The organism is Polymorphum gilvum SL003B-26A1, assembly GCF_000192745.1.
In the GTDB taxonomy this organism is placed as follows: domain Bacteria; phylum Pseudomonadota; class Alphaproteobacteria; order Rhizobiales; family Stappiaceae; genus Polymorphum; species Polymorphum gilvum.
In genome coordinates this window covers 495001-519385 of the sequence record NC_015259.1, presented here as the reverse complement: position 1 = coordinate 519385, position 24385 = coordinate 495001, and the positions used below count along the sequence as shown (strand labels likewise).

The 24385-nt window shown below is 57.1% G+C and carries 22 protein-coding genes, 1 tRNA gene, 2 rRNA genes and 1 pseudogene (1 of these 26 cut by a window edge); 12 read left to right on the top strand and 14 right to left on the bottom strand.

Features of this window, described 5'->3' with window-relative positions; all coding sequences use genetic code 11:
• Positions 1-155: 155 nt before the first annotated feature.
• Positions 156-659 carry a hypothetical protein gene (locus SL003B_RS23200; RefSeq protein WP_148259237.1) on the bottom strand — a complete coding sequence of 168 codons (504 nt, stop codon included), beginning with the start codon at positions 657-659 and terminating at the stop codon, positions 156-158.
• 352 nt (positions 660-1011) lie between these two features.
• The gene (locus SL003B_RS23495) at positions 1012-1170 is read right to left on the bottom strand and encodes a hypothetical protein (protein WP_158306620.1); all 159 of its coding nucleotides are present in this window, start codon (positions 1168-1170) and stop codon (positions 1012-1014) included.
• Positions 1171-1714: 544 nt separating this feature from the next.
• Here SL003B_RS23495 and SL003B_RS23070 point away from each other — a divergent pair.
• The gene (locus SL003B_RS23070; protein ID WP_277914616.1) at positions 1715-2068 is read left to right on the top strand and encodes an IS3 family transposase; all 354 of its coding nucleotides are present in this window, start codon (positions 1715-1717) and stop codon (positions 2066-2068) included.
• A gap of 155 nt (positions 2069-2223) precedes the next feature.
• Positions 2224-2394: pseudogene (locus SL003B_RS24155) on the top strand (integrase core domain-containing protein); the annotation flags it as partial.
• Here SL003B_RS24155 and SL003B_RS02500 read toward each other — a convergent pair.
• Entirely contained in the window at positions 2374-3195 is an 822-nt protein-coding gene (locus tag SL003B_RS02500; RefSeq protein ID WP_083812029.1) for an IS5 family transposase, read from the bottom strand. The pseudogene SL003B_RS24155 and the gene SL003B_RS02500 overlap by 21 nt on opposite strands.
• Positions 3196-3623: 428 nt before the next feature.
• Between SL003B_RS02500 and SL003B_RS23195 the strand changes: the two genes are divergently transcribed.
• On the top strand, positions 3624-4694 hold the full coding sequence (locus tag SL003B_RS23195; RefSeq protein ID WP_148259236.1) for a hypothetical protein: 1071 nt from the start codon (positions 3624-3626) through the stop codon (positions 4692-4694).
• Positions 4695-5066: 372 nt separating this feature from the next.
• Here the strand turns inward: SL003B_RS23195 and SL003B_RS23190 are convergent, their stop codons facing one another.
• The 4 genes from SL003B_RS23190 to SL003B_RS22590 form a co-directional block, all read right to left on the bottom strand.
• The gene (locus tag SL003B_RS23190; RefSeq protein WP_148259235.1) at positions 5067-5258 is read right to left on the bottom strand and encodes a hypothetical protein; all 192 of its coding nucleotides are present in this window, start codon (positions 5256-5258) and stop codon (positions 5067-5069) included.
• 214 nt (positions 5259-5472) lie between these two features.
• The gene (locus tag SL003B_RS02495) at positions 5473-6825 is read right to left on the bottom strand and encodes an IS5 family transposase (RefSeq protein ID WP_013651251.1); all 1353 of its coding nucleotides are present in this window, start codon (positions 6823-6825) and stop codon (positions 5473-5475) included.
• A 114-nt stretch (positions 6826-6939) separates the two neighbouring features.
• On the bottom strand, positions 6940-7209 hold the full coding sequence (locus SL003B_RS02490; RefSeq protein WP_148259234.1) for a hypothetical protein: 270 nt from the start codon (positions 7207-7209) through the stop codon (positions 6940-6942).
• 294 nt (positions 7210-7503) lie between these two features.
• Complete coding sequence (locus tag SL003B_RS22590; protein ID WP_083812028.1) at positions 7504-8037, bottom strand: carbon storage regulator; 534 nt, start codon at positions 8035-8037, stop codon at positions 7504-7506.
• 122 nt (positions 8038-8159) lie between these two features.
• Here SL003B_RS22590 and SL003B_RS02475 point away from each other — a divergent pair, with 122 nt between their 5' ends.
• From SL003B_RS02475 to SL003B_RS24090, 3 genes are all read left to right on the top strand, one after another.
• On the top strand, positions 8160-9341 hold the full coding sequence (locus tag SL003B_RS02475) for a flagellin N-terminal helical domain-containing protein (protein WP_083812027.1): 1182 nt from the start codon (positions 8160-8162) through the stop codon (positions 9339-9341).
• A gap of 492 nt (positions 9342-9833) precedes the next feature.
• Positions 9834-10475 (top strand): hypothetical protein, encoded by a 642-nt coding sequence (locus SL003B_RS23185; RefSeq protein ID WP_148259233.1) that lies wholly within the window; start codon positions 9834-9836, stop codon positions 10473-10475.
• Positions 10476-10607: 132 nt separating this feature from the next.
• On the top strand, positions 10608-10922 hold the full coding sequence (locus SL003B_RS24090) for an HU family DNA-binding protein (protein ID WP_083812026.1): 315 nt from the start codon (positions 10608-10610) through the stop codon (positions 10920-10922).
• 188 nt (positions 10923-11110) lie between these two features.
• Here the strand turns inward: SL003B_RS24090 and SL003B_RS23180 are convergent, their stop codons facing one another.
• Positions 11111-11371 carry a hypothetical protein gene (locus SL003B_RS23180; protein WP_148259232.1) on the bottom strand — a complete coding sequence of 87 codons (261 nt, stop codon included), beginning with the start codon at positions 11369-11371 and terminating at the stop codon, positions 11111-11113.
• Positions 11372-11564: 193 nt separating this feature from the next.
• Here SL003B_RS23180 and SL003B_RS22200 point away from each other — a divergent pair, with 193 nt between their 5' ends.
• The gene (locus tag SL003B_RS22200) at positions 11565-13202 is read left to right on the top strand and encodes a flagellar hook protein FlgE (RefSeq protein WP_013651248.1); all 1638 of its coding nucleotides are present in this window, start codon (positions 11565-11567) and stop codon (positions 13200-13202) included.
• A gap of 279 nt (positions 13203-13481) precedes the next feature.
• Here the strand turns inward: SL003B_RS22200 and SL003B_RS02465 are convergent, their stop codons facing one another.
• Positions 13482-14393: an ArdC family protein gene (locus SL003B_RS02465; RefSeq protein WP_041375324.1), complete on the bottom strand. Its 912-nt coding sequence runs from the start codon at positions 14391-14393 to the stop codon at positions 13482-13484.
• Between the two features lie 566 nt (positions 14394-14959).
• Here SL003B_RS02465 and SL003B_RS02460 point away from each other — a divergent pair.
• The 3 genes from SL003B_RS02460 to SL003B_RS23175 all read left to right on the top strand — a co-directional run bounded on the left by SL003B_RS02460 (position 14960) and on the right by SL003B_RS23175 (position 17842).
• Positions 14960-16984, top strand: a complete 2025-nt coding sequence (locus tag SL003B_RS02460) for a type IV secretory system conjugative DNA transfer family protein (protein ID WP_013651246.1) — start codon at positions 14960-14962, stop codon at positions 16982-16984.
• Between the two features lie 90 nt (positions 16985-17074).
• On the top strand, positions 17075-17296 hold the full coding sequence (locus tag SL003B_RS02455) for a hypothetical protein (RefSeq protein WP_013651245.1): 222 nt from the start codon (positions 17075-17077) through the stop codon (positions 17294-17296).
• A 243-nt stretch (positions 17297-17539) separates the two neighbouring features.
• Positions 17540-17842, top strand: coding sequence for a hypothetical protein (locus SL003B_RS23175; protein WP_148259231.1), 303 nt, complete (start codon positions 17540-17542; stop codon positions 17840-17842).
• 438 nt (positions 17843-18280) lie between these two features.
• On the opposite strand, the gene SL003B_RS22580 is transcribed toward SL003B_RS23175, so the two are convergent.
• Positions 18281-19224 (bottom strand): IS630 family transposase gene (locus SL003B_RS22580; protein WP_193371730.1). Its coding sequence is split into 2 segments (ribosomal slippage): positions 18281-18888 and positions 18888-19224, totalling 945 coding nucleotides; the frame shifts between segments, so codons are not numbered across the junction.
• 72 nt (positions 19225-19296) lie between these two features.
• Complete coding sequence (locus tag SL003B_RS02445) at positions 19297-20205, bottom strand: replication initiator protein A (RefSeq protein ID WP_049792540.1); 909 nt, start codon at positions 20203-20205, stop codon at positions 19297-19299.
• Between SL003B_RS02445 and SL003B_RS02440 the strand changes: the two genes are divergently transcribed.
• Entirely contained in the window at positions 20205-21005 is an 801-nt protein-coding gene (locus tag SL003B_RS02440) for a ParA family protein (RefSeq protein WP_148259230.1), read from the top strand. The genes SL003B_RS02445 and SL003B_RS02440 overlap by 1 nt on opposite strands.
• Positions 21005-21235 carry a hypothetical protein gene (locus tag SL003B_RS02435; protein WP_013651241.1) on the top strand — a complete coding sequence of 77 codons (231 nt, stop codon included), beginning with the start codon at positions 21005-21007 and terminating at the stop codon, positions 21233-21235. Before SL003B_RS02440 ends, SL003B_RS02435 begins: the two co-directional genes overlap by 1 nt.
• 672 nt (positions 21236-21907) lie before the next feature.
• Here the strand turns inward: SL003B_RS02435 and SL003B_RS02430 are convergent.
• The 3 genes from SL003B_RS02430 to SL003B_RS02420 all read right to left on the bottom strand — a co-directional run.
• A tRNA-Met gene (locus SL003B_RS02430) sits at positions 21908-21984 on the bottom strand.
• Between the two features lie 100 nt (positions 21985-22084).
• Positions 22085-22199: ribosomal RNA gene (gene rrf / locus SL003B_RS02425) — 5S ribosomal RNA — on the bottom strand.
• A gap of 304 nt (positions 22200-22503) precedes the next feature.
• Positions 22504-24385: ribosomal RNA gene (locus tag SL003B_RS02420) — 23S ribosomal RNA — on the bottom strand (it continues 838 nt past the right edge of the window).

Below are 24385 nucleotides of genomic sequence, written 5' to 3'. Positions count from 1 at the left end.
GGCCGGTGCAGTCGGCACAAGCTGGAAACAGAGGGTATCGCGCCCAGGCGCGATCACAGGATCATCTCCGGCCCAACGGGCCGTCCGCATCGATGCAGTGAAAAGAATAGGGAGTATGCCAACAAAAAAGTCGCCCAAGTGGGCGACTTTCCCCGTTAGATGAAACGGTTCGCTTGGAGGGTTTCGTAGAGAACGCGCGCAAGCTGAAGGTCCTCCAGCTTTTCGAGTGTCGCGTCGAGACAAGGCCAGTGCGCACTTTCTCCGAGGGCGTCTTTCACCCCCTGTACGCCTGCGGCGACGACAGCTTCGCGGAAGCTCTGGACGGCCGAAACGAGAGTGAGACGGCCGGGGACAGAACTGCGCGACACTTTGAGGGCGCAGTTGGCTGACGCGAGGGCCTCCGCGTAGCGGGGACCCTTCCCTTTCAGATCATGGGCGAGTGCATTCGCGCGCCGGACGACATGGTCTCGGAACGGGGCAAGGTGTTCCTCGACGCCGACATCTCGGCACAGAAATATCAGCGCATTCATCAGTCCGGGCCGAACGATGACATCATGGGGGTTCCATGAATGCTCGGCTCTGACGATGGCGGCGATCTGCGGACGCGTCGACCACTGGTTGATCAGGATGACGTCAGCGTAGCTGGCATTTCCAATCATGGTTCATCACCCGACCAGGTCGGGGTCCCTATTGGTGAAGTTGGGTTGATGTAACCGAGGGCGTCGAAGGAGCACCGGAGGTGGTCCGAGACGAGGAAGCGGAAAGAAAGATGGTTCGGTTACGCGTTCTTATGTCGCGAAGCAGAAAACCTACTTCTGACGGGGCGTTGCGAGATGAAACTCCGCTGGAAAGGGGTGCGCCGAAGAAACGTGGATTGAGGCCATGGGAAAGCCTATTCCCCGCACATGAAATTTTTCTACAAAATCAAAATACGACGATATGATATAATCTCTATTAACGCCCATTATGAAATAACAACAATATAAAAACCGAATGCTTTCAATTTCATTTTTACTTGCGGCGCTTATACCTCCGATCTTTGACAAGGAGGCGAACACCGTTATGCCGCGACAGCAGCGCTTCGATTTTCTTGACGACATGCGCGTCAAGGGTGAAGGGCCTTGTCTTGCGGTCGACGTGGGTGATGCGTTTTGCCCAGGGGTCGCCCATGGAGATCATTCCATCTGCGATTGCTACAAGACAAATATGAAGAAGATTTACTTCTGCATCGACTCAATGCTGATCTATCGTGGAGATTATTTGACCTGCGCCCCGAAAACTGGGCCAGTTTAAATGAGAGTATTGCGCTCCGATAATGGAATCGAAGGCGCAAAGAGACATGAAGGCGAAAAGACTTATGGAAGAGCAGATCGTCAAGGTTTCGCAAGAGGTCGAAAGCTGGGTGAGCTGTCGGCACGGCACGTCCAAGCCGACGTATTTGCACTAGAAAGCCAAGTAGTCGGGGATGTTGGCGAGCGATCTGAAGCGACTGCGTGCGCTTGAGCAGGAAAAGAGCCGACTCAAGCGGCTTCTGGCCGATACGATGCTGGATAATGCCGGACTGAAGGAAGTGGTTTAAAAAAGTGGTGACGCCGACGGCGCGCCGCCAGGCGGTCGCTGCTGATGGAAACTGCAAACTTTAGCGAGCGGCGCGCGTCGGCGCTTGTCGGCCTGAATCGGACGACACATCAATACAAACGAAATCACCCTGACGGTGCCCTGCGTCAGAAGTTGCGCACGCCCTCGTTTCGGTTATCGCCTTCTGTACATGATGCCCAAGCGGCAGGGGGTGATGGTCAATCACAAACGTGTTCAACGGCTCTACCGCGAAGAAGAGCTGGCCGTGCGCCAGCGCAATCGGCGACGGAATTGCGCGGCCGTGACACGCATGGTGCAAGAAGCGAAGAGGCCGGACGTCGTCTGGGCAATGGACTTCGTCGCCTACGCTCTGTCGAAGGGTCGGCGCCGGAGGTGTCTGACGCTTGTGGACAATTACACACGGGAGTGCATGGCAATTGAGGTGGATACCTTTCTGCCGTCATTGCGGGTGATGGGCGCGCTCGACTAGATGCTTGCGCACGCTCGCAAGCCGGAGGTTTTGAGGGTGGACAACGGGCCCAAATTTGCGAGCAAGGCGCTCGACGAATGGACGTGTCGGCGTGTCGTGAAGCTGGATTTCATCCGACCGGGTAAACCGGTGGAGAATCCCTACATCGAAAGCTTCAACGGAAATTTCGTGACGATAGCCTGAATCAGAACTGGATGCTGGGGTTTCAGGATGCGCGCGGGATCATCGAGAACTGGCGGCGCGACTATAACGAGGCGCGTTCGCATAGTGCGCTGGCTGGACTTAGAGTCCGTTTGAGAATGTTCTCAATGGCTGATGCGGCGTAGGAGGAGGCTTCCCATGGCGACGTGGATCATGGCCTCGGAGACGTCGATGCGCTGCTCGTAGTCGCGGACGAGGCGCCGCCATCGTGTCATCCAGGCGAAGGTCCGCTCGACGACCCATCGCCTCGGCAGGACCTCGAAGCCCTTCTGGTTCTCCATCTTGCGCACGATCTCGACGACGAAGTCGAGGAAGGCCGCCTTGTCCATGAGTTGCGTGCGGTCGTAGCCGCCGTCGGCGAACAGGTGCTTGAGCCAGGGCCAGCGCTTGCGCACAGCCGCGAGTATCGCTTGAGCGCCGGCGCTGTCGGAGATGTCCGCCGTGGTCAGGTTGATCATCAGAAGCCGCCCGTCGGTGTCGACTGCGATGTGGCGTTTTCGGCCCACCATCTTCTTGCCGCCATCGAAGCCGCGCTCCTTGGCTGCGGGAGCCTTCACCGTCTGGCTGTCGAGCACGCCGCCCTCCGGGCTCGCCGCGCGTCCGGCGCGCTCACGATCGAGCATCAGCGCCACGTCATGGATGGTGCGGAAAAGCATCAGCCGCACGAAACGCCGGAACCACCAATAGACGGTCTGCCAAGGCGGAAAGTCCTTCGGCAGCATCCGCCAACCGCCGCCGGAGCGCGCCATGTAGCGGATGGCGTTGAGGATCTCGCGCCGGTCGACGCTCGGCTTGCGCCCGCGACGCGCGACGTTCGGAAGGAGCGGCGCGATCCGCTCCCACTCCGCGTCGGTCAGGTCGCTCGGGTAGCGCTTCGTGCGCCGTTCGATCTTGGCCATCCGGCCTCGGGTTTGCTTCGTCCACATCGCCACCGTGAATCACGGAAGCCCCGATTTGAACACCCCCGCCGCGCATTCTCAAACGGTCACTTACGCTAGGGAGTTTCCTGCACAAGTGGGCTCTGGACGCGTCCAGATCCTACTTGTGAGTAAATAATTGGTAGACCAAAAGAAAGATGTGTAATTATAATCAAATGCGCAAACCGCTCTCATCACGAGTAGATAGTTTTTTTCCAGGTAATGTTGCTGACCACGCGTCAGCCAAATCGCCAATTGAACTATCATCATGTTGCATAAAAAAGAGGAATACTAAAGGGGATCCAACTATGAAATGCGGCTCTATAATCATTGCAACAGCGATTCTATCTTTTACAGCAATAAGCGTCGGCGCACAAAGCAAATTCTTTTCAACATCATCGAGAGGCGGCGCAGAGGGTGCCAAGCAGAGTGCACAAGTGACGACCCTTCAGGGCGAGAACGAGCGGATGAATGCGTGTACTGCCGCTGGAAAAATTTACGCACCTACGCATCCCAATAAGGACACAAATGACTGTATTCCTCATTTAAATCTGAATCCAACCAACGGAACAGCTACATTTACGGGACAAGGGGTATTTCCGAGCTTGCGTGTCAATCCAGAATCCCTTTCTGCCTGGCCGACGGGTTGGGGCCTCGGGATTCATACTTGGGATCTTTATGCGAATGGAACGATTGCCGCTGGTCAAAACGGCCAGCTGAATGCGACCATGTCACGCAACGGCGATATCACAGCTTCCAGAAACTTGACGGTCGGAGGCACATCTACCTTCAGCAGCAATATGCAAGTGAACGCCCGCGTGACGGCCAATCAGCTTTATGTTGGCAGTGGCAACGTGGGCAGCATTCCCACCTGTACCAGCGCTCAGAAACTGCAATGGACGGGCACGGCCTGGGCCTGCGTATTCGATAATGTCGGCGCTACCGCTGCAACGGAGGTTGACCCGAAGATCGGCACACTGACAAACGGCCGCTGGTGTCGAACTGATGGCGCTCGCGTGCACTGCGACGTTCCAGTCCCACCCGCTTGCGGGACAGCGCAGAAGCTGCAATGGAACGGTAGCGCTTGGTCCTGCGTCGCCGATAGTGGCGACAACCTTGGTGCAGGCGGAGAAACGGCAGGACAGATCACAATTCGCAACCAATCACCCACTCTCTTCCTTGCTGACTCGAATAATAGATCCGGCATGGTCCACGTAAACTCGAACCTCATGTACTTCCTGCGCGGGTGCGGAACGGGAAGTACCAGCTGGTGCCAAACGAACGGCCAATGGCCGCTCTACCTCAATCTTGAAAACAACGATGCCGTTGTCGGCAATAATGTAAACGCCCAAGATGTTTACATCCGAAAGGTCGGAAAATGGGCATCAGAATTATCCGGTTCCACCTCGGGCTTCACCTCCTGCCAGGTGTGCTGCAACGGCGTCTGTCGAGCGAGTTGCGGGGGAATTTACTGCTCCGGCGGCGACGACGACTTCGGAGACTGGTGACACTTCGTCGCCTCGGCGCTGCGGCTGACGAGTGCGCATCAGCTCAGCACAGTTGGAAATAGGGATAGCCATGCCCCGTAATGGATGTCAGCCGATCACCGGCGTCATAGACCACAAGTAAGAGAAGATCGAACCACGCACCTTTCTTGGGCTTACCTTTTCCTATTGTGGTTAATCGCCCATTGGGTCGATCACACGGCAATCGTCTGGATTTTCATCAACCCCTGCTGTGGGAGGTTACCGCAGCAATGCGGATTGTATGTCCATGCGCGATCGGTTCTACGCCCCGAACACGCTCGCTGTCACTTTCCCCCTGATTGCGGCGATTGCGCTCGCGTCGCTCCTGTGTTGGTTCCGGGGCAAGCCGCACTGTCAGACATGGCCGTCTGTGTGCTGATGCTCGTCGCTTTCTATTTTCTGTTCTATTGCGCCGAGTACCACTACGCTGGGATTCTGTGCTTCGTTGACATGTTCATAGCCTTCGGCTGCGCCGTTAGCCATCATTGCCGATGTCGGCACAATGCTGCCGCAAGCCGCATTCGACGGCGGACGCATCTTTGCCATCGCCTGCGGCAACGAGGCATGTGAAGCTCCATCTGCGGCCCGTAAGGTATACAATCCATATTTGCGTTGTTAATTTGCGGGTGCCTTGCGAACTGTGGGGGTCGCGCCCTTCGCGAGCACTCGATGTAAAAAGAAAGTTCAGCAGATCCGATGCTCCGAAGTTTCTAATCTTCAGAAAAAGCGACCAAACTCAGTTGTCCGCCCTGAACAATGGCTAAGCCGTTGACATATGTGGCCTGCGAAGACGGGAGGCAGTATCCGGTTTCGCCGTTGTCGGCAGGAGCGCCTGCAGGAACGAGGCAAGCCAAAGCGCCAGGACGGCCAGGATCAGGCGCAGATTGTGAGCGGCGGCCACGAGCAGCGCATTGATGGCGTCGCCAGCATGGCCGAGGAGGAAGTTGCGGTCCAGTCGCCCATCGGTCTTCATGTGCCCGATGGTTGCCTCGATGGCCGATCGTCGCTTGAGTTCCCGTTTCATCGTGGCGGTCAGGCCGCGCTTGCTGCCGGCGATCATCACCGAGCCCGCGCCGGCATAGTCGTGGCCGCGATAGCCTTTGTCGACGTAGATGCGCTCTGGGTCGACGCCGCCGATGTCCACGGCCTGGTCGACGGTCGCCGCCAGCGTGTGGCCATCATACGGATTGCCCTCAAAGGACTTGGCGGCCAGCACGAGGCCTTCCCGGTTGGTGGTTGCAATCCCCACCTTGCAGCCGAACTCGTAAGGGGTGCGTGCCTTGCCTTTCGAGATGCAGACCACCTCGGGCGCATGCAGCGAATAGAGCTTGTTGCTGTCTTTCGGTTTCTGGGTGAGCAGCCGCTCGACGAGCCCGAGCAGTCGGGCGAACCTGGCCTCGAGTTCGGCATTACCGGCGATCTTGCGGCCGATGTCGCGGAACACCCGGCCGAGATAGGTGCGCAGTTTCTTCAACTCGCGGCGCATCCGGCGGAATTGCCGGGCATGGGCATAGCGACCCGCCCGCACCGCCGCGGCCTTGGCCAGCCGGGTGTGGCTTTGCCGGAGCACGATCCCATGCCGCTTCGCCTGGCGGACGAGGATCTGGATCGCCTTCAGGTAAAGCCGACTGTCGGTTGGATGAGCGATCGCCTTCGGCTGCACCGTAGTGTCGACGGTGATCCTCTCCAGCGAACTGGCCGTGGCGACCCCGGTGTCGAGCGCAACGTCAACACTCGCCTTCAGCATCTGCTCGAGCCCCTCCGGCCCGATCCGCTTGCGCCAGCGCGTCATCGTGCTGGCGTCGATCGGCGCCTCGTGCTGGAAGAACTCGAAGCCGCAGAAGAATTGCCAATACGGATTCTCCACCCATCGATCGACCACTTCCTCGTCCGAAAGGTCGTGGACGTGCTTGAGGTAGTGCAGACCCACCATCAGTCGCGTCGGCTTGGCCGGCCTACCGACCGGGCGGTAAAAGCCGCCAAAGGCTTCATCGAACCGTGACCACGTCATCACCTCCGACAATCGCGCCAGCGGATGGCGGGCATTGATGATCGCGTCGAGACGCTCGCGAAAGAGATCTTTCTTGCCGGATGAGGGGCGGGATGGGCGCATGGCAAAAACACCAGAAATCAACGGGGTCGGGATCGATTTCTGGCATTCTCCAATACTTCAAACCCGATGGGAATCCCCGAACGACAAGGGTTCCGGGAGTTTTTCAGGGCGAACTCAGTTGGGAGACGCCTCAAGAGGCGGCGTCCAGTCCCTGAGCAGAGTATCGTCCCCGATGGTCTGCATAGAGATGACCTTGAAGCCGACTTCGCGGGGATAGCAGAGAGAAAGCGCAAGCAAGGCAGAGTCGGGTTCTACGGCTTCGATTTCAACTGTGTGACCGTCGGCCCAACTGTCAGCAAACTCGGTCACATTGGGTTCGCCTGACGAAAGAAGAAGGCGGACCCAATTGTTAACAATGCGGGCTCGATATTTGGTCAATCCCATTCTATGAGCCTCTGCCATTACTTCGTATTATAAAAATCCCTGTATTGTGGAGCCAAGATGCTGCTCCTGGCTCCACTTGAGGATATATCCCGTCGCTCCTTCCTAGATCGACAGCATATGCAATAATGCTACCACAGAGATGATGCAATATTCATCTTTTGTTTGACTAATTTCTATCGCTAATCAAATATATATGGCGAGCTACTTTTGCTGGAAAGCACAAATGCGCCAACGCTCGCAGGCTGCTTCTCACTATCGCCAAGAGAAGCAGCCTTTTTATTATTCATTTGCTGTCTATTTGAATTCGCTCAAACCAACCCAGCCTTGCTGGCGGGTGCCATCAGCTTCCTGGTCGATTATTGAAACATGGGCGAGAAAGAATTTCTGTTCGATCTCATTGATGCGCAGGGTCCGCCCTTGATCAATCCAGTCGCAACGCGTCCCTTCGAGGGCATCGGAAGACGATTTTAAATCTACATGCGATTCCGCAAGGCGAGAGAAAATTTCGCGATACTCTTCGGGCGTTGCACAGATCAACGTTTTGTTCTGCAACTGATAGTATTGTTCTTCGGCGAACGCGTTGTCACAGACCAAGACTGCCATCATCGTTAACGCACCGATAAGCACTGTCTTCAAAGGTCTCCTTGCCCGCGGCTCAGCCGCGTCCTTAGGAGCAGGCTTATCTACCAGCTCGCCTCGGAGAACCTCGTATTCACGAGGAAACACAATTCCTAACTCAGCGACACCGCCCTTTATGTCAACAACTTCGATGTACACATCTTTGTTTATCCAGACACATTGTCCAATTTTTCGTTTCAGCCTCAACATGATGTCAGTTTTTCTGTCAGTTTTTCTTAGTGCTCGAATTTATATTATATCATAATCGCTCATAATAAATGAGCAACGGCATGTATGCCGAAACAAATAACCTTAGGTAAAAGGGTATAAGTATGTCTCTTACTATCAACACCAACATCACAGCGATGTCTGCACAGCGAAATCTGAACGCTTCAGCGATGAAATCCCAAAGCTCGTTGATGAAATTATCGTCGGGCTCCCGGATATCATCGGCAAAGGACGACGCCGCGTCGCTGACAGTCGCAAGTGGCTTGAAACTCGATATCGCTTCCTTGCGGGCTGCGTCTGCAAACATCTCGCAGGCAGCGTCGATGCTCCAGATTGCTGATGGCGGCTTGGGTCAGATCGGTGACATTCTCGGTCGGATGCAGACGCTGGCGTCAACGGCTCAGTCGGATCAGATCTCGAACACCGAACGCGGTTTCATCAACACTGAGTACAGCAACCTGGTGAACGAAGTTACGCGGATCGCAAACGCGACTGAGTATAACGGGATTGAGCTGCTGTCCGGCACGACCGGCGTCGGCGCGAGCCTGGAGACGAACGCGATTGGTACCAACGTTGAAGCCGCTGACGGCTTCGTGGCGCTGACCTTCGACGCCAATAAGCGCGCCGACGGTGAAGCTGTCACCATCGCCTTCGACGAGAACACGAACGTGTTCACAGTCACGGCACTTGACGGCGCAGGCGGCAACGCCCTCGTCGCTCAGTCGCTCGATCTCGATGACTTTGGTGGCGCCATCCCCGATGGCCAGACTGTCGACCTGAACTTCGCGGACGTCGGCGTTACGATCCGACTGTCGGCTGATTTCGACGACACAGCCGCGATCAACGCAAACAACGAAGTCACCATCCAGAATGCCGCGGCAGGCCAGCAAGGCACGCAGCTGGTATTCAAGGTGGGCGTTGCTGCGACCGACACCATCACCGCGAACATCAATGGCTCGACCGCAGGTCAACTTGGCATCGACGCAACGAGCGTCACCACGCGCGTCAACGCTGATGCAGCTGTGACCGCGATCGAGACTGCGCAATCGCGGATCAACAGCAATCGGGCAAACCTGGGTGCCCTGATGAGCCGTCTGGACTTCGCTAATGCGAATGTCGGCATTCAGATCGAGAACATGGAAGCTGCGCGCTCTACACTTCAGGACACGGATGTGGCTGAAGAAATGACGCGCTTCACCAGTCAGCAGGTCCTCGTGCAGGCTGGCGTCTCGATGCTGGCTCAGGCGAACCAGCAGCCGGCCCTGCTGCTGCGTCTGCTCCAATAGTCGGTGCAGCTGAGACGTTAAGGGGGGCAAACGCCCCCCTTATTCGTTTCTACCCGCCATGTAATTTCCGTCACAGACTGCGCTCAGGAGTTCTACCGCAGCCTTGTACCTCCGATCGGCCTGGCCCGGGTCAATCTTCCGTGCTGCCACATCCTCGGCAAGTTTGCTCCAAGCTGCGGCGATATCGATCAAACATCTTTCGTCGCTATGGCCTAGGGCAGCGAGTACCTTTCGAGTGCGGGAATATGCGCACTCCATGAACGCGTCGTTGGTTCTCGCATCCGATATGTTCCGGCATGTCTTGTATTCTCGCACAAAAATATCTGAAATGCGCTTTGCCGACAATGTCTTGGTGGCAGGCCAGCATCCTGCAAGCATCATCGCCACACATATTGTAATAACTGATTTCAAATTTTGCCCCCATCCCTGTCAGTTTTTATTTTGCGCATGCAGTCATAATATTTCAAACCATAAACTACGGGGATTACTCACATGGGACATTTTATGTCTTCAATAAATCGACGCGTCATCAACAGCCAACGCGGCGCAATGTTCGGTCTAGATGCCCGAGTCGCGCTTGCAATTTTCGGCGGCCTTTCAGCGATCGCCGGTACGGCGGTATTTTCTGCGGTGCGAGATACACGGGTAACCGGTGTGCTGACCGAGTTCGATAACATCGCCAAAGGCTACATAAACTTCGTATTCGACACGGGTGTGGACGTTACGCAGGATTCCACGGCTACACCGGGTACCGACGGCGGCGCCGGTGCGATGGGCTTCAAGAACCTTTATCGAAATGCGAACAATACCCTCAACTGGAACGGACCTTACGTGACCATCGCCACGAACCTGCACCCTGCAGGCTATGGCCAGTTCGCCCTGCGAGACGGCCGGATCGATGGCACATGGACGGTTCCCCCCGGGACGAACCCAGCCGGTAGTATCGGTGGAAAGTGGCTAACGCTGTCCGCAGTGCCCTGCGAGATCGCGGGCGACCTCAAAAGGAAAATCGACGGACAGAATTCAGACGGAACACCAGCGCTTCCGACTGATAATGGTAACTTCCGCCATGCAGCATGCACGCCCGGCAACACTGTGCTCGTCGCATATCTGATATCGCGCCTGCGGGGCTAAGCCAGACTTAGGAGAAGCTCCGCAAAAGCGGAGCTTCTCATTGTTCTCGACTCTTTTCTTTTATCTGGCACCGCTCTGTCGGCTATTATTTGCTTGATCTGACGTCTTCCCAAAGCGTCAACTCACGAAAACATGAAGAGGCACAATCCGTTGGTAGCTACGCGTGCAACGATCGCAAATACGGTCTCCAGAAAGGCAAACTTGTATCCGTCTGAGAGCAGGCATCTGATAGGTCAAATTCTCAACGAAATTGCAAGTTCACTAAAAGCCGGAGAAGAGGTCCGCCTGGTGAATTTTGGCGTCCTGTACATCCGAACAGGTCGCCGGATTTCCGCGCGGAACCTGAAAGATGGGACACCGATTTCAATTGAACCTCGCCGAGCGGTCGTGTTTCGGCCGTCTCAGCGGCTTAAGCTTCGTATGAACAGCCGTGATGCAGACCGCTAGCATCCAATGCGTAGCGACGTTAAAATAACGTCACGCTGTATTGACGAATCTGTAGCGGCACTACAAAAAGAAACTCTCTGTTGCCAGAGAGTTTCCTTATATGGAGAAAAGGAGTGAAACGGTCCTTAGAGGTTAGCATCGAATGCCTCTATGCGAACACTCCATTTACAATATTGATAGAACCAGACTTAATCGGCAAGAACTTTTTTTATATCTATCATTATTTGGCTCGGCGCCAGCTCGATATTTATCGAGCGCAGCCACTCACGGCTTTCCACACGATAGGCTTTTGGTAATTCAGCCATCTGTGCGCGTACACGGTGGATCCCGATCCAGAACGCGGTGGGGTCTTCCGGTGGGTTTATGCCTATGGCGGTGAGATGCCCCCGTAGGGCCGCTTCGTCCAGGCGCACCAGTGCAAGCAAAATATCCTCGTGGCTCAGCTTCAAAATTTTCTACTCCCGCAAATCTCACAATTACGAATACCACTTCTTTAGTGCAGAATAATACATTGCGAACGATCAGGCACCTTCAAATAGACAGTTGAAATTTAGAATTACCATCGAGCAAGCAAAAACCGCCATTGCAGCAGTCTTGGCATGAAAGCTGCAGAAGAGTGGGAAATTATTGGAGGTTTTTCTAATGAGTTTGTTTGGAGCACTATCAACCGGCGTTTCCGGTGTCATCGCTCAAGGGTCCTCCCTGAGTACAATCTCAAACAACATCTCTAATTTGAACACACCTGGCTACAAGGGCTCGCGGACCCTTTTCTCGCACATGGTGACAGGTGGCGGCCGTCCTGGCACGCCGGTAAGTGGCAGCGTGGCCTCTCTTGATCAGCGGGATTTGACCGCACAGGGGGCCATCATAAACACCAGTCGTCCAGCTGACTTGGCTCTGGTCGGCAAGGGCTTTTTCGTAGTGACTGACTCTCCATTCGTCGGCCCTGAAACGTCATACTTTTATCAGCGGACAAGCTCGTTCTCCGAGAACACGCAAGGTTATCTTGTCTCGTCCCAAGGCTTGCACCTCCAGGGCTGGCGGACCGATGCCTCAGGTGAGATCATCAATCCTGCTTCGGTCGAATCCATCGAGCTGCAATCGTCTCGCATCGAGGCGACTGCGACCCGTGAACTGAAAATGGGGATAAACTTGACGCCGGTTGAAGGTGTTTATGCACTTGAAACGGGCAGCACACTCCTCAGCCAGCTTGAAACAATCGCAGGAGACCTGAACACCGCAGATTATTCGGTGGCGACCAGCCTGTTCGATGCGCAGGGTAACCGTCGAGATGTCGACGTCTTCTTCATGAAGGCCGGTGCCAACTCGTGGCGTTGGGCGATGTCGACGAACGGCGCCAATATTTTTGGTGGGAGTGCGGGATCTCCGGAGATCATTGGTAGCGGTGACTTGCGCTTCAACGACGATGGAAGCCTCAAAAGCTACACTGGATCGAACCTGGATATCGCATGGACAGGCGGCGTGCCGGTCGGAGATATCAGCGTAAATTTTGGGAGTGCGACGGGCGGTGCTGACTTCGACCCTGCCAGCATAACGGGGGATCTGGAGTTTTCAGATGGCATCATAGATCTGACGCTCAACGATCGGCATTCCAATGCGCCAGCGGTGCTTGCGGGAAGCTATACCGTCGAAGCAATGGGCGCGAATGTTCTTCAAATAACCGAACCCGACGGGTCCACCTTCACTGCGACGGTTCCTGCTGACGCGGCGATACGACAGATCACGTTTGGCAACGGCGTCACGATGACTCTCAGTCCACAGTGGACGTACCCCGCCGCTGGTCTCCTCGGGACGATCGACGCGACTGTTGTCGAGCCGTCCGGGAATGGCTCCGGTGCCGATGGAATTGTTCAGTATGCCTCCACATACAATACGTTCAACATCCTGCAAGACGGCTTGGCACCGGGTGTTCTGAGGGAGTTTTCGATCGACGAGCAGGGTTTCGTCATCGGCAGCTACACGAACGGTGGTACAAGAAAACTATGGAAAGTTGCCGTCGCGATTTTTCAGGACCCCAATGGTCTGGAATTGGTTTCAGGCGGTCTTCTGCGTGAAGCGGAGCAGTCTGGACGTCCGTTCTTCCGTGAAGCCGGAACGTCTGGAACCGCGACGATTGCTCCAAGCAGCATTGAGCAGTCCAATGTCGATATTGGGACGGAATTCTCGAACATGATCGTCTCGCAACGCTCCTACAGCGCTTCAACCAAGGTGATCACCACGGTAGACCAGATGCTGAACGAGCTCATGAATATCAGGTAATCGCTATCATCGATTACATATCGAAAGAAGGAGGTCATTGTTGGAAAAATTGAAACGATACCTGCCGAACCGTTTTTCTTATAATCGAGGCGAGACGAGCAGGAACGGGTTTGGCGAGTTCTACGATGTGCTCTTTGGCTTGCATCTCGCGTACAGCTTACCAACGATTACGCAAGGGGCGGGAAACTACGATTGAGACGCTGAAAGAGGTAGAACGCGTCTTACGCAAGGCAGAGCGAGCCATGAAACGTGCTTTGCACAGCGAGGGCTTGAGGCCGCCTAAGCGGCGGCCTCTGTGATTTCAGTTGCCTGCAAGCTGGCCAGAAAGTCGGTTGCCTTCGCGGCCTGCGATGCGGCAGTGAAGATAGCCTTCTTGTCAGCCTTGAGCACCTTCAGCCAGTTGTCGATGTAGGCAGCGTGGTCGGGGCGCGGGGTGAGCGTCACGCCCAGGTCGGCGCAGAGGAACGCCGCGCCCAGCTCAGCGACCAGCTCTTCCATGGCATAGGCTTCGTCGCCGAAGCGCTTGCCGAACTGCCGGTCGCAACGGTTGGGAGAGCCGGAGTAATGCACCAGCTCGTGGAGGAGGGTGGCGTAGTAGCTCTCGGTCGCCGTGCTGGTCTCTGTGCCCAGGAAACGCTCGCGCTCGGGCATCTGGATGATGTCGTCGGAGGGACGGTAGAAGGCGCGGGTTCCGCCGTGGCGGATGGTAGCGCCCGTTCCCGCGACAAAGCGGTCTGCGGTGGCGATGACGGTGACGGGATCCTTGGGCTCGGGCAGCGCGGGCGCCTCGTAGCCGTCCACCTGGTCGGCATTGAAGACCCAGCTCGCGCGGGCCATGAGACGTTTGCCATGTTCGGTCTCGCCGGTGTCGTCGTTGCGGTCCTCCACGTCGAACTCCTTGTAGAAGACCACGAGGCTCGACTTCTCGCCTTTGCGGACCTGACAGCCCTTGTTCTGCCATTGGCGATAGGTGCCCCAGGTGCCGGTGCTGAATCCGCGGGCTTGTCCTGCTGCCCACAGGCTGACGACGTTGATCCCGCGATAGGCTTTGGCGGTGTCGATGTTGACGGGGCGGTTCAGGCCCTCGCCGCTGCGGTGCCAGGGCATCTGCCAGTCGCTCGCTCCCGCCTCGATGGCGGCGATGATGTTGTTCGTGACCTGGGTGTAAACGTCGATGCGTTGTGCGGTCATGGTTCCTCTCCTTGTCTTTGCGACCGCGCCCATCGCGGCCGTCCGATGGCGACCGGAGAGGCAGGGGCAAGACGGGCGGCGCACCCCAAGAAGAGCGGACTGGGCGAAGGCCTGACCGGGCTTCGCTGCGGGCTGGAGGGAACCGGAAGACGGCGGGCAGGCTGTTTCTTGCTTCGCGAGGAAGGCGTTAGCCGGGGAAGAAACTGACCGACTGCCGTTGCGCCGAACGGCGTCCCTGCCAGGTCAGCCACATCTGAGGACGGCTCGTGGGCAGCGGTCAGCGACAAGGGTCAAGAGGAAGCTCGCACGAGGCGTGTTGACGTACTCCGGACACCGAACAGCCCCGCCTGGCGTACGCGGGGCTGCGGTCTGGTTGAATGCCGTCAGGGGTTGGCATCGATGGTTTATGGCCTGCCACTAAAACCGACACCTGACACCCAGCGTAGAAACAGCGTCAGACGATGGGCACACCAAGCATTCGCGGCGGATTTTCAGGCACTTCGGTGGTATCCTTCTTGGAATCAGCGGCTAATCTTTCAGGGGAGCCAAGAGGCGGGAGGGCCGCGATGGTCTGGGGAAAACTGTTCGGCGGTGGAAGGAAGGACAAACCGGTCGATCCGGACGCCGGCAAGTCGCCCGTGCATCTTCTGCTCGAAACGCTCGACCCGGCATGGCGCGAGGCGTTCAAGATGGTCGTCAGCGATCCCCAGCTCGACGCCGTCTACAGGGACATCCTCTACCGAAACCTGACGCTTGGGCAGATCGAGGAGGCACGCACGACGCTGCGTCAGGCCATCCCGATGATGACCAAGGCGAACCGCGATCGCATCCAGCACCTTGGACAAGCGCAGGCATGGGCGAGCGACGATGATCTGCTGCGGGCGGGGATATTCTCGCCCAAGGGCACGGCGTTTCCAGTGGACTATCTGGAGCTGGGCTACATGCCGAGGCAGCGGTCGAACGGTGAGGCCGTAAAGCTGCCGGTCATGTTTCACGGCGAAGGCCACCTGCTGACGGTGGCGCCGACCGGCTCGGGCAAGGGTCAGCGGTTCATCCTGCGCACGCTGCTGGAATTCGAAGGGCCGGTAGTGGTGCTGGATCCCAAGGGCGAGAACTACCGTGAGACGGCATGGCGGCGGGACCTTTACGGCCAGGTCTACAAATGGGCGCCGGGCGAGGACGATTCCGATTGCTATAATCCGCTCGACCGAGTGAAGGGCTGGGACGATGCCCGGCTCTTGGCCGAATTGCTGGTGGTGCCGCAGAGCAAAGAACCATTCTGGGACGACGCCGCGCGCGACCTGCTGACGGGCCTGATCTTCTATGTCATGCACCGCCGGCCGCGCGAGCGGCGCAACATGCGCGAAGTCTGCCGCCTGCTGGCGGCGAGCAAGGCCGATTTCGATGCCATGGTCGAGGACCTGCAAGGGTCGGATGATGAGCGGCTCCAAGAGCTGGGCAACATCATCGAGACGCAGTCGGAGGCGTTGCGCACCTCGATCACGACGACGCTGCGCACGCAGCTGGCGGTGTGGCGCTCCGACGACGTGGCGGCGGTGACGTCCAGCTCGACGCCGGGCTGGTCGGTGGAGACCATTCTCCGCAGGGACAACAGCTGGATCACGCAGGCGGCCAGGGAAGGCCGCGCGCCGGGCTGGTATTATGACGAAGAGGCGGGCGAGGTTCATGGCGGTCGGGCGGCTTCGATCTACCTGATCGTTTCGCCCGAAAAGATGAGCTCGATGCGCACGGTGCTGCGGGTGATGCTCGGCCAGCACCTGAGCGAAGCGATCCGCGTCCGCAGGATGCTTGACGAGGAAAACGCGACCGACGCGGAGCTGCCGAAGAGCTACCCGAACTGGCCGATGACGTTCTATTTCGACGAGATGCCGCAGCTCGGCTACATGCGCATCATCGAAGACGCTGTCGCGATCACGCGCAGCTACCGCATCCGGCTTTGGCTCTTCACGCAGGACATTGCGCAGCTGAAGGAGGTCTACCAGAAATGGGAAAGCCTCATCGCCAACTGCCGCTGCCAGGTCTATTTCCGTCCGAACGATCAGAGCACGGCGGAGCATGTCGCTAACCGGCTCGGCAAGCGCAAGGACCTGTGGGGCGGTGAAGACTGGGTGGCGTCGCCCCAGCAGTTGATGGGACCTGAGTTCCGCGAGGACTGCGTCATCATACAGGACGGGCTGACAATCCGCGCCCGGATGTCCAAGCCTTCCTATGCCGATGAAGACTTGAAGGAATGGATCATCGAGCAGAAGGGCAAGTTCGGTGAGGAGATACACCGCGCGCCGCGTTCGGAGCGAGTTCCAGTAATCGACCCGGATCAGGAGCCGGAGGCGGGAGAGCCGCCTCCAGACGCGAGCGAGCCGTCAACTCCAGAGGACGCCGACCTGAAAGAGGACGCGGAATACCAGGAGGAGTTGGCAGCCCTGCAAGCGCGGATGCGTGCCCGCAGGAGCGGGCCGCCGCCCAAAGCGACGAAGGATGATGATGAAGGTGGCGGCAAGCGGCCTGACAGCCCTTCTGGTGCATCCGAACCGCCGCGCCGCCCACCTACTCCTCCAAGCTTCAACGAATGAACAGAAAGGGCTCCTGTTGCGCCAGACGGCCCTTTAAAACCGATGCAGCGCCCGCTATCGCGACGCTGCCAAAATAGCGAGGTCCCAAAAATGGATGGAAGTCTGATCATAGCTGCGCTGATCGCAGCGCCGTTTTGCTACCTGTTCCTGCGCTGGTACTTGCCGCGGCTGCCGAAGAGGAAGACTTGGCGCGAGCAGTTTGAAGAAGGCCGAAGCGCCAGCAAGGCCGAAACCGACCGGATTGTGGAACAGGCTCGGCAATATCAGGAACTGCGGGACAGGGCGAAACAGGAGAAAGACGGAAGCGTCTGAGACGCACGTACGGCTTTTCGGTGCCACTGGCTGGTCTCGGTCACCTCCAGACCCTAAAGAACCTCCTGGTGAGGCTCCTGTGAGGCCTCAGGAGGGTTTCCACCCTCACCATCGCTTTGACCCCATTCGATAGCCCCTTGCGGCAGAACATCAAGCACTGTGTATCATTGATGCAGAGGATGGCAGGATGCGTATTCAAAATGATAAACTACGGGTGAGCCACCTCAGAAAGGACGACACCAGATGCGACGCGTAGAACTTCAAATTCGAGACGGCCTTATTTTTTGTTCGCATACACGCGTTCCTGGTTTGGACATTCTTTTACGAAAGACAACACCTGGTCAGTCTGTCGACCGGGACTGGCTCGTTGTCTTTGGGTGGATTGCGAACCGAGATGAGGATTTACTTCGGGAAGTTGAAGCTGGCGTAATGAAGGCGATCGAGCACTTATTAGGCCGCCCTATTTCAACCATCAGCTTAGAAGATATTCGTGAGCTTGTTGATGATGCTGAAAAGGTCTCGGTCGACCTCTCGATGCTGCGTTAAGGTCTGTGGCAAAAGTACGGAACTTATCCACAGCCCGAAGACCGCGCGAAAGCGTTTTTTCTAGTTTTAATAAGTTTTAATAAGTTTTAGGGGGTCGTAATTGCCCTCTAAGCCAAGCTAGCCGCGGCTTTCAGTGTATACAATCTACGCAATCTCCACTTTTTTCTACGCAATCTCCACCAAAATCTACGCAATCTCCACTTTTTTCTACGCAATCTCCACTGCGCTGAACTCTTCGTCGGATAGTTATCCACAGGGTGAAAGCGTTTGGGTGGAGATTGCGTAGATTATCATGTGCAGAGGGTGCATCCGGAGATGTTATGTTCAGGGTCGAGATGACACTTCGATTGGCCGTAGACTCATTCGCAGGTGCGGGCCATCTGCTCCCCTCAGTTCAGAAAGATCGTAAGAGGGTAGCGGATTTAGAGCAGATGCTGTTCAATCCGGGTCATATCCAGCGGCCCTGAAGTAGTTCGCGCATTCTATCGGCGTGAAGCGGGGCATCAATGCGCCGACTGCGTCCCACAGAGCATCGATCTTTCGTTCCGCCCGAGCCCGCAACATGGCCTTCAACTTTGAGAAGGCATTCTCAATGGGGTTGAAGTCGGGGCTATAGGGCGGCAGGAACATGAGCTTGGCACCCATGCGCTCGATGGCGTCGCGTACACCGGCTGTTTTGTGTGCGGGCAGATTGTCCATGATGACAATATCCCCGGGCTGAAGGGTTGGTAGCAACACCTGCTCGACATAGGCCAGGAAGACGTTGCCGTTCATCGCTCCGTCGTAGACAAACGGCGCGGTCATGCCGGTCAAGCGCAGAGCGCCGGTGAATGTCGTTGTTTTCCAATGGCCATGCGGCACGCCAGCTCGACAGCGCTCGCCTCGAATTGCTCGTCCGCGCAGCCGTGCCATTTTCGTTGAAAGACCGGTCTCGTCTATGAAGATAAGCTTTTGCGGATCAAGATCGAGCTGCCCATCAAACCAGGCCCGTCGGCGCTTCAGGACATCCGGTCGGGCCTGCTCCAATGCGTGTGCGGACTTTTTTTAAACGTCCAGCCGCGACCACGTAGCCATGCGCCAAGCGCGCTCCGGCTGATGCTGACCTGCCGCTCAGCCGACAGACGCTCGACCATTTCATCGAGCGTCACGTCCTTGCAGTCGTTGATCATTTCGACAACAAACGCCTCGTGAGCGTCCAGAAGGGAAGGTCGTTTCCAACCCTGCGGCCGCGGTGTTGGCTCGCCCTCTACTGCTCTTGCAATCCAGCGGATCGCCGTGGAAACCCCCACACCGAACCGACTGGCAGCTTGGCGGGCAGACATACCGGCAGCTGACGCCTTCAAGACGCGGATCCGAAGATCATCGCTCAGTGCTCGTGCCATCATCAACCTCCTATTCGTAGAAAAGTTGAATCAGCTTCGGTCGCTCTCGTCACTTCACGTTTGATTCATCGATCACAGGATCTGCTCTAGCTCAATGAGCTTCCTCAGATCTTTTGTGAAGTTGTAGATGTCGCGCGTTGAGCCGCTTCTGGCGTGGATTGCCTCGAACGAGTAGGTCGCTTCGCTGGTTCCCGCGGCCTTGCGGGCGAGCCTGTAGATGAAGCGCGCCAGCCCCTTCTTGAGAAGGAAGTAGTCCGGATCGAGGGTGAGCACTTCGGGGTTGGTATGGGAGGTGACGGCGTCGTACATCCAATCGGGTATGATGATCTCGACCGTGCCGATACGACCCGTGTCGGTTCGGGAAATCACGTCAGCCCCTGCAATAAGCGGGAAGTATCCTGTCCGACGCGAGCGCTTGCCGGCGTTGTTGTGAGCGATTTCGATGAATGTTCCCTGGAGCCGTCTGAGCGACTCGGCGAGCATATCGTAAGAGGCCCCGCCTTTGCTCACCCGGCAGAACTTGAAAATTTCAACGCTGCTGGGACGGAAGAACTTGGCGGGTTTTGGAGCGCGGCCTTGGCGGTGGAGACGGGTCTGCTCCGCGAGATGGCTGACCATCATCAGGACGACATCGTAATCCATGATTGTCGCCATGCCATGCGCGCCGCCTGCCACGGTGATCGTGACACCGGGCAGTTCGTGGCGGATGATGTCGCCCTTGCGCGTTTGACTTTTGGCAAGGCGGAAGACGGCGATGTCCATGAGGTCGAGGCCGTCCTTGATCGGAACGTCCTGCACCGCTGGGACGAAGAAATCCGGCTGATTGTCGTTCGCTGGCGCGGAGCGTTTCGCGGTGTCTTGCGCCTGGTTTGGAGCTTTGGGGGCCGTTGGCATCGTCAATTCGAGAAGTTCAAGCTGCCGTCTCAACGCCGGGTCTTTTACGCCATCAAGTGATTTTCTCTCAGGAGACAGTTTTGTCATTGGCACCTTTCCCAAAATATTTCTCTTCAAAATTATTTCTTAGTACCACAATTATTATTGTCATCGTTAGTATTGTATTTCACTATCAAACTATTACACATGCCAGCATGCTGGCATTCAAGTATTATCAGGGGAAATTGTTAGTGGCGCATATTGTAGGCGTTGTTTCGCAGAAAGGCGGAGTGGGAAAAAGCACAATTGTTCGGCTGATAGCCCGTGAATTTTCTCAGGAGGGGTGGTCGGTGAAGATCGCTGACTTGGATGTCTCGCAAGGTACGAGCGTTGAGTGGTGCCGGATACGGCAGCAACACGATATCCAGCCCTACATTCGGGCAGAAAGTTTCGGTCGTGTGGACCAGGCACTGGCAGACGCGGACCGTTTCGACCTGATTATCGTCGATGGCGCGCCCCACGCAACCTCGGCGACGCTTGAGATCGCGCGCAGGAGCGACCTGATCGTCATCCCAACTGGCCTTTCGCTCGACGATCTACGCCCTAGTGTGCTTCTTGCCCATGAGTTGGTCCAGAAGGGCGTGAGCGCAGACCGGTTGCTGTTCGTCTTGACGCGCGCCGGAGATAGTTCCGCAGCGATCGAGGATGCGCGCACATTTGTCCAGCGCGCCGGGTACCGAGTCAGCGCGGCTGAGTTACCTGAGAGGATTGGGTACCAACGGGCAATGGATGCAGGGTTTGCCGCCTCAGAAACAGCCCACCGTAGCTTGAACACAAAGGCAGTTGCGGTGGCGCAGGGCATCGTCGATCAGCTGACTGAGCTTGCTTCGCACAAGGAGGTGGCTTGATGGTCGAGATGAAATTGAAGAAGCCCCGTCCACGCGGCCTGCCTCTGCCGCCCGAGAGGCCAATCGTCGGCAACCTCCATAAGCCGGCGGGCGCGGGAAAGGTGCCGCTGCAATTGAAGCTCTCGCCGGAGGTTCGGCGCGATTTTCGTACCTATGCTGCCGCAAGGGATCTGGAATTAAGCGAGCTCTTCTGTCTGGTCTGGGAGGACTTCAAACGTGCGAAAGGGTAAGCGGACGGCAGCCGAGCATGTCGGCATGCGGGCATTCGGAAATGCTGCGCGCCCGCGCGCTGGAAACCTACTTTCGGACGCGTGCATGCTCGCATTCAGCCACTCTGAGAACTCAGCAGAGGACCATCCGGGAAGGTCTCTCTTGTAACCATCGTCTGTTTTTCAGACCGGGAACGAACAGCCGCATGTCGATGATGTCATGGTGCAGGGCCGAGCGGCGCTCAGGACCCGTTGGTCGATACGATAGCGGAGGTCGTGCGGTCACGGGCGCGTATGCACCGATTTCCAGAACCATAGGCCGCTACGGTGCCGCAGGAGCTGGATGTCACCGAGGCCATGCAAGCAGTCGGGGTTTCGAGCATGCCAGCAGGTCGGGGCAGAGAACGGCGCCTGGGCGTGTGCACCACAAGGCGCCGATGTTGAGATTCGTGGCCTGGAGCAGTGCTCTGTTGGTACTGACTGTCCCCATTTTGTCCCCAGAACGCCAAAAGCCCCGTCCGTGAGGATCGGGGCTTTCTGTAAAGCGTATTATTTTCAGTGCCTTATTTGGTTGCGGGAGTAGGATTTGAACCTACGACCTTCAGGTTATGAGACTGACGAGGAGCGACTGTAGCCGAGCGAAGACGGTGTTTTCGCGTCAGCCGGACGAGCGGGTATGGGTTTGCTGGGATTTGGTTGCGGGGGTAGGATTTGAACCTACGACCTTCAGGTTATGAGCCTGACGAGCTACCGGGCTGCTCCACCCCGCGGAGAGGTTTTTTTTGCCTTGGTTACGGGGCTTGAGGAGCGCCGTTGTGGAATGAGGCAAAGTTGAATGTTCTTGCGTTGAGGGATGTCTGCGCTTTGCAGGCCTGGCAGCGACCTACTCTCCCACATCTTAAGATGCAGTACCATTGGCGCTGGGGAGTTTCACGGCCGAGTTCGGGATGGGATCGGGTGGGGGCTCCCCGCTGGGGCCACCAGGCCGGCGAAGCGCAGATGAGAGGAACTGGTCTTTTTTTTCAGGTTTGTTTCTGATCGATGACATCCCGTATTGGGAATGATGCGGTGCGAGGCGCGTTACGAACCGGAGGGTCGCAAGCGCAACGCGCGCCGGCCGTTAGGCCGCCCTTGCGGAGGGCTTCGCCCGTGAGCGGCGCCTGATTACGGACCGGAGGTCCGCAAGGCCGAGGGCCGCCGCGGCTGATGCCGCGCGTGGTTCGCAAGGCCGCGCGTTGGCGCGGACGCCCGTGAGACCGTTTTCAGTGAATGGACATTGACTAATGAGAGTGATCAAGCCGAACGAGCTATTAGTAAGGCTCAGCTTCACGCGTTGCCGCGCTTCCACATGCCTCCTATCGACGTGGTGGTCTTCCACGGCTCTTCAGGGAGAACTCGTTTTGAGGTTAGTTTCCCGCTTAGATGCTTTCAGCGGTTATCTATTCCGAACATAGCTACCCTGCACTGCGGCTGGCGCCACAACAGGTCCACCAGAGGTTCGTCCATCCCGGTCCTCTCGTACTAGGGACAGATCCTCTCAATTCTCCTACACCCACGGCAGATAGGGACCGAACTGTCTCGCGACGTTCTGAACCCAACTCACGTACCGCTTTAAATGGCGAACAGCCATACCCTTGGGACCTGCTCCAGCCCCAGGATGCGATGAGTCGACATCGAGGTGCCAAACAACCCCGTCGATATGGACTCTTGGGGGTCATCAGCCTGTTATCCCCGGCGTACCTTTTATCCGTTGAGCGATGGCCCTTCCACGAGGGACCACCGGATCACTATGGCCGTCTTTCGACTCTGCTCGACTTGTCAGTCTCGCAGTCAGGCAGGCTTATGCCATTGCACTCGACGAGCGATTTCCGACCGCTCTGAGCCCACCTTCGCGCGCCTCCGTTACCATTTGGGAGGCGACCGCCCCAGTCAAACTACCCGCCACACACGGTCCCGGATGCTGTTACATCGCGGTTAGATATCCATGACGACAAGGGTGGTATTTCAAGGATGACTCCACGAGAGCTGGCGCCCTCGCTTCGACGTCTACCACCTATCCTACACATGTCGACACGAATACCAGTGTGAAGCTGTAGTAAAGGTGCACGGGGTCTTTCCGTCTGACCGCAGGAACCCCGCATCTTCACGGGGAATTCAATTTCACTGAGCCTGTGCTGGAGACAGCGGGGAAGTCGTTACGCCATTCGTGCAGGTCGGAACTTACCCGACAAGGAATTTCGCTACCTTAGGACCGTTATAGTTACGGCCGCCGTTTACCGGGGCTTCAATTCGGAGCTTGCACACCTCCTCTTAACCTTCCGGCACCGGGCAGGCGTCAGACCCTATACGTCGCCTTGCGGCTTCGCAGAGCCCTGTGTTTTTGATAAACAGTCGCCACCCCCTGGTCTGTGCCCCTCCTGGCTGGTTGCCCAACCAGAAGGCTCCCTTCTCGCGAACTTACGGGAGCAATTTGCCGAGTTCCTTCAGCACAGTTCTCTCAAGCGCCTTGGTATGCTCTACCAGTCCACCTGTGTCGGTTTCGGGTACGGTCTATACGCGGGGGCTGTTTCCTGGAACACCTTCACCGCACCCCCAATCCAGTAAGGGGATACGATACACGGCATTCGTCACCACCCGCAGGCCCACGAATATTAACGTGGTTCCCATCGACTACGCCTTTCGGCCTCGCCTTAGGGGCCGGCTAACCCTGCTCCGATTAACGTTGAGCAGGAACCCTTGGACTTTCGGCGAGCGGGTCTCTCACCCGCTTTGTCGTTACTCATGTCAGCATTCGCACTTCCGATACCTCCAGCAGCCCTCGCGGGTCTGCCTTCATCGGCCTACGGAACGCTCCGCTACCGCGCACTTGCGTGCACCCGCAGTTTCGGCACATGGCTTGAGCCCCGGTACATTTTCGGCGCGGAACCCCTTGTTTAGACCAGTGAGCTGTTACGCTTTCTTTAAATGATGGCTGCTTCTAAGCCAACATCCTGGTTGTTTTGGGAGTTCTACATCCTTTCCCACTTAGCCATGATTTGGGGGCCTTAACTGGCGGTCAGGGTTGTTGCCCTCTCCACGACGGACGTTAGCACCCGCCGTGTGTCTGCCGGATAGTACTTCTCGGTATTCGGAGTTTGGTTAGGATCAGTAAGACGGTAAGTCCCCATAGCC